Genomic DNA, 6,020 nt, shown 5'->3' on the forward strand with positions numbered 1-6,020 from the left:
CTGCTGTCCCTTCCTCCACGGATAAATCTGCAATTCGGTATCGCCAACTACCGATCGCATTCACCCGAGTGAGTTGCCGCAGTTTCTCAATTGATCGGGTTATTTCACTGTTTGGATCTGGCATAAAATTGCTCAAATTTTCGATATGATTGATTTATGATGAAATGACGGGTTTCGGATTCTCCAGGCATTCTTTAAATAAAAAAACCCGTTACAGAGGTTCATATTGCGGATAGTCAATATGAAATCCGCCCCCTAACAAACTGCTTAACTTAAAAATTATGTCCTCTTCCGGTCGATATCAAAGTAAATTATTCAATTTTCTGCAAGCGGGGTCTCGGAAACTGGCGACCCAGTTAGAAAAGGCTGGACAGCAAATCCGCTGGATTGCCCAAACTGGAGGCCATTATTTACTGATTCCGGTCTATGCAGTGTATCAGGCCACCCGGTTTGTAGGAAAGCAATTGGCGGGAACAGGCAACCCGTCAGAATCCTCGGCAAAAACCCTGGGAACTGCGGACGACAGGGCCTCAGAAACCCCTGAAGGCGATCGCCCGATCGCCCGAGTCTTGAGTGGAGTAGAACTCGTGGCAGTTGCTGCGGCAACAGCAGATGCCGAGGAATCCTGGCAAGTTTTGGTCACAGAAGAGGACAACTCACCCCAACCCCAGGAGGTTCTCGCTTTAACCTCTGGACGGATTGGGTTGCGGGAACGGGTATTGAACTGGATTCCGGGGAAAATTCTCGCCCGGTTTGGGGTGAAGGGCGATCGCCCAGGAACCCTAGTCCCAGTGGCATCAATGGAACAATCCCTAACCGTGGCAACTCCCGCCTCGGCGATCGCCACCAGTCGTCCGGTGATTCAAGGAATTGCTACCCTGCTGGAAACCCGGAGTTTAGTTTTAATCAGCGATCGCAATCAAATCTTAGATATTCTCACCCCCGTCCAGCAGCAACAATTGCAAGCCAGAATTGATGGGGAACTGGCAGCAGCAGAGTACAACTTTGAACCGAAAAGCTTGTCATCTAAAGAATCTGTTTCTGTACTCACGGGTTCACAACCTCAAAAACAGTTACCGCCTGTTAAGCGATTGCGTCGCTTGCGTCAACTGATTGCCGGAGTTCAACCCGTACCTCTAGGCAATTTATTCGACCGGAGTCTAGCCAAAGTGGGGGATTTGTGGCAACCCTCTCCCCTGGTTTTGCAACCGGATGGGGTGAGGGAAGTTCCCCAACCCCAGGGGAAAGTATCTCCTCGCCATCAGGGTCAGCCTAAAATTGAAGCTGTCTTGTTAAAGATGGATGCGGCAGTGGCGAGATGGGAAGAGATGCAACTTCCCGAGGGAGGAACCCTCAGCGAAACCGTGGCAGATAGAGGCGAGTCCATGCTGAAGGGGATTCAAAACCTGGCGATCGCCCTCGTCACCGAACCCCAACAGGACAACACTGATTCTGAACTCTCGGAGGAAAATCAATCCCTATCCCTGCGAATGCAATTGTTGATTCAATCGGCAGTGGATTATTTCTTCGAGGCCTCGGATCAGACGTTAACCGGAGACGGCGATCGCCCGTTCACTCAAACGGAAGTTTCAGGGAAAGAAATAGCACAAAATGTTGTCAATGTCAAGCCTTTGCCCGTAAATTCTGAAGCGGCGATCGGGGAGTTGTCCAGTAACCCGGAATTAGACAGGTTGCCGGACTCCTTCTGGGGAGTTGAGGCGGTGGAACAATTTCTGAACCCCCCTTATCCGACCACCCGACGAATTGGGCAGTCGCAACCAGTCAGCAAATCCTCCCTCCGCAAATCCACCCAAGGAAATCACCGACGAGTCCAACCCCAGCGATCGGTTTCCAGAACAGCAGCAGTCCAACCCACCTCACGAGTTAGCCGCCCCAGTCCCGTTGTTGAGTCTCCTGTGCAACAATTGCCACCCCAGGTCGAAACCCCACCAAAAAGCGACTGGATCGACGTGGAAATTGCCGAAGTGGAATACATTCTACACCCCTTAGAGCAAGCTTTGAAGTGGTTTGATCAGATCCTCTTCTGGCTGGAAGATAAACTGATTCAAGGGTGGCAATGGGCGCGGCAACAACTGTTTAATTAAGGGGGGACCGTCCGGCTTACAAGAGTAGGTTCTTTACGTTCAGGGGAATTTGCCTCACATTTAAGATCATAGACGGTCCCCGGACCTTGGCAAGGTCCGGGTTAGGGTCTTACAAGGGTAGGTTTTTTACTTTCAGGGTGATTCTCCGGTCCCCGGACCTTGCCAAGGTCCGGGGACCGGAAGTCAAAAACCTACTCTTGTAAGGGGGCGGGGGCTACTCTATAAAAACGATTTTTGAGACGCGGATTTGGGATCACGGGGAAGTTGGGGAACGAGCGATCGCCAACAGACGTCCCCCACAGCAGGGTGCAGGGAACCAAAATCCATTGGCCTATCTAAACTCTGCAACGAAACCCAAATATTTCTTAATAAAACGGGACAGCCTGAGGATATGATAAAAAAACTGGAGAGTCTGGATGGTAAACTCTCACAGCTTTTCCAAACACTGGAGATATCTGCATGGTGACCCTTAAAATCGTAGTTTCTATTGTTGTCTCCTTCTTCTTGGCCTTATTTGTCTTTGGCTTTCTGAATGGAGACCCGGCCCGTAACCCAAAACGGCGCGACCTCGAATAATCAAGGAATTTTCAGACCTTGATGGCGATACTTGGGCGGCCTCCTGGTCGCCCAAGCATCGCGAACCTGGGTAAAGGGTTCACGTTTGGGCTATTGATTATTCAGTCTAATTCTCTAAATATGCCTTACCCGGTTCTGCCTCCTCCACCGCCTGCTATTGTTACACCAGTTTCACCCTGTCTGTTCACTTCGTCGGCGATCGCCCCATCTGTAGATGATTCAGCAACCGACTTATCGGGACAAATTCATCCCACGCCACCGGAAACCCTCGTCACTGAACCCGATTATGGCGTCAGTTCTGCAGCGCTTTTAGGTCCACCGTTAGAAATTTCCTCACCGCTAAAACGGGTTGAACCCCCGGTAAGTGTGGCAGCCAAAGAATTAGAACAATCTGAAACACCCATAACCGAACCCTCCGCCAAGCAACTCCCCGATCTCGAATCCCCTACAGAAAAAAACCCCGAGACTGAGGCGATCGAGACTTTATCAATTGGCTTGCGATGGACCCTGCGTAACGCCGCTGCCCTCCAAGAGACCGCATCCCCTGGGGAATCGGCATCCGTGAGTGAAACCGAACCCCAGACTCGGGATTTGTATCCAGAAGAAGTGGAAACAGCGGAACTCCCCGTGACAAGAGCTCAGGAAACCGACCCGGAAGCGGGAGAGAGAGTGGCGGAAGTTCCTGCAACTTCTGGGGAAAATCGCACTCCACCGACGATCGCCCCTGCGGATACCGTGGAATTAAAAGCCGATCGCCAAGAGTTCGACAACGAACGGCAAATTGTCACCGGGGAAGGCAATGCCAGGATGAGAGGACGGGGTGCCGCCATCGACGGGGAACGCCTGCAAATTAATTTAGAATCCCAGGTGGCGATCGCCGAGGGAGAAGCAGTGTATGTCAAAGGACAGCAAGTCCTCCAAGGCGATCGCATTGAATATGACCTCGTGCAAAATCGCGGCGGCATTGATGGGGCCAAAGGGGATATTTTTACCCCCACCACAGCGGACGACTTTTCCCCGGGATTACCCACGGATGTCTCAGCAACCGCCTTGCAACAACAGGATATCATGGACCGACTCCGGGCTGGAGAACCCCCCAGGCGAATCACTCCTGCCGGGGGTATCACTTTTGGCGGGGGTCGCGGAAGTCTTCCCACCACTGGCGGAACCATTGATCGCTTTCGCTTTGAAGCCGATCGCCTGAATTTCAATGATTTGGGGTGGGAAGGCACCAATGTCCGGATGACGAACGATCCGTTTTCTCCTCCCGAGTTGGAGTTGCGATCGCCCCGGGCCACCTTTCGTCCCATCTCTCCATTACAGGATGAAATTTTTGCCAAAAACCCGCGCTTAGTCTTTGACGATCGCATCTCGATTCCGTTATTAAGAGAACGAGTCATTCTCGATCGCAGCGATCAAGACCCCTCCTTAATTCGCTTCGGCTATGATCAAGAGGACCGAGGCGGAGTTTATGCTGAAACCACCGTAATTCCGCTTGGTGGCAGTGGACCCGTTCAAATTAATTTAATTCCCCAATATTATATTCAACGGACCTTGCTTGATGGTATTGGGAAACCCTCGCGCTTATTTGGACTGAAAGCGCGGTTGGGGGCCAATCCCACTCCGACGACTTCCATTGTGGGAGAAGCAAGGTTTACGGATTTTGATTTTAATGACGAAGAGGAGAATTTGCGGGGGACGTTACGGGTCCGGCAGATGGTGGGAACTCATGCGGTATCGGGAGAATATAATTATCGCGATCGCCTGTTTAATGGGTCTTTGGGATATCAAACCGTTCATCAAAATGTCGGATTAGTTGTCACTTCTCCGGCGATTTCCCTAGGGGGAACTGGCATCAATTTGAGTTATCAAGCCAGTGCACAATATATTGATGCTGATAGCGATCGCCCACAGCTACTCCCTCTAGTTCGGGATAATAATCGCATTGACTCTAGCCGATTTCAAGCCTCTGCTGCTGTTTCCCGAGGCTTTTTACTCTGGCAAGGGAAAGCCTTACCCCGAACAAGGACTGAAGGATTGCGTTATACTCCTGCACCCGTGGTTCCCTATGTTCGACTGTTTGGCGGATTAACAGGAGTTGCTAGTATTTACGGTTCAGATGATACTCAAAATGCTCTTACGGGCAGCATTGGTATTCAAGGGCAGTTTGGGCATTTTTCTCGTCGCTGGCTGGATTATACTGGGTTTAATGTGAGTTTGTCGCGCATTTGGAAAGATGGGGAATCGCCCTTTTTATTCGACCGGATTGCGGATTCCAAGGTCCTGACGGCAGGGGTGACTCAGCAAGTCTATGGACCGTTTAGAGTGGGAGTACAAAGCTCGTTTAATTTGGATACTGGGGAACGGATTAGTACGGATTTATCGATGGAATATAGTCGCCGGACTTATGGGGTGAATCTGCGGTTTAGTCCCGAACGACAAGTAGGGTCTCTGAGTCTGCAACTGAATAATTTTAGTTGGTTCGGGAGTGGTAATCGATTTTCCCCGGTGGGCGATCGCTAAGGGCATTCCCCAAAATAAATCATCCCTATTCGTTTGTTAAAGGAGTAGGGTGGGCAATGCCCACCGAAGAGAAGGTGGGCATTGCCCACCCTACAATTGCTGTTGTGGAATTCGGATAGTCTGCGATGCGGTTGATATGACATCCCGAGAATAAGACTGATGGTTGTTGGAGTCGATTCAATGCGATCGGTCAGGGTAATCCAGGAACTGCCCTCTTGTTATTTTCTGGACCCTAGGATGCTGGTCCCCTCGTCAATACCCGGGACAAGAAACCGGGTTTCTGGCCCTTTCTTTGTGGCTAATTACCAAAGATTTGGGAAAGAAACCCGGTTGTCTTCCCGTTACTGTACCCCAGGACTAGATAGATTGTTCCACACCGGCGCGATCAAAGATCCAGATGGTCATAGTTCATGGATTGTTAGAGGAATATTTCACTTAAAACTTCCGTCTGAGGAGAGATGTCTGTTTTTAGTGTTATAGCTAACAATTGAGATGAGTAGGCGGTGAAATTTAACTTAGAGGTACCATTGCTACATTTAGCCTAGCATTCGTCTCTCATGTTTATCAAAAATATCTAGTATTTTAAACGCTAACTTATTTAGTTTATATGTCTACTCTAAAACAAATTGCCATGCAGCTTAAAGATTTACCCGTTTCCTCCTTATCCCCCGAAACTGCCATTGAGCGAAAACTGGTCACCCTTTCACCAGACACCCCCTTGGACGAGGCGATCGGGTTAATGCTGCCAGAAAAACCCGCTTGTCCTTTGTCCTCCGGACTTTGGGTCAAATCCAGTGAAACCGAAGAAACGGCGCC

The 6,020-nt window shown here is 50.2% G+C and carries 4 protein-coding genes; all 4 read left to right on the forward strand.

The features are described 5' to 3' along the window. Positions 1 to 281 precede the first annotated feature (281 nt). Positions 282 to 2,105, forward strand: coding sequence for a hypothetical protein (locus J0895_RS03345; protein WP_207086715.1), 1,824 nt, complete (start codon positions 282 to 284; stop codon positions 2,103 to 2,105). 459 nt (positions 2,106 to 2,564) lie between these two features. Then, positions 2,565 to 2,681: a photosystem II reaction center protein I gene (locus J0895_RS03350; protein ID WP_207086716.1), complete on the forward strand. Its 117-nt coding sequence runs from the start codon at positions 2,565 to 2,567 to the stop codon at positions 2,679 to 2,681. Positions 2,682 to 2,801: 120 nt separating this feature from the next. After that, complete coding sequence (locus J0895_RS03355) at positions 2,802 to 5,204, forward strand: DUF3769 domain-containing protein (RefSeq protein ID WP_207086717.1); 2,403 nt, start codon at positions 2,802 to 2,804, stop codon at positions 5,202 to 5,204. Positions 5,205 to 5,811: 607 nt separating this feature from the next. Then, on the forward strand, positions 5,812 to 6,020 hold a 209-nt coding region (locus J0895_RS03360; RefSeq protein WP_207086718.1), incomplete at its 3' end, for a CBS domain-containing protein.

The sequence above is a fragment of the Phormidium pseudopriestleyi FRX01 genome (assembly GCF_017313335.1).
Taxonomy (GTDB): domain Bacteria; phylum Cyanobacteriota; class Cyanobacteriia; order Cyanobacteriales; family Laspinemataceae; genus Laspinema; species Laspinema pseudopriestleyi.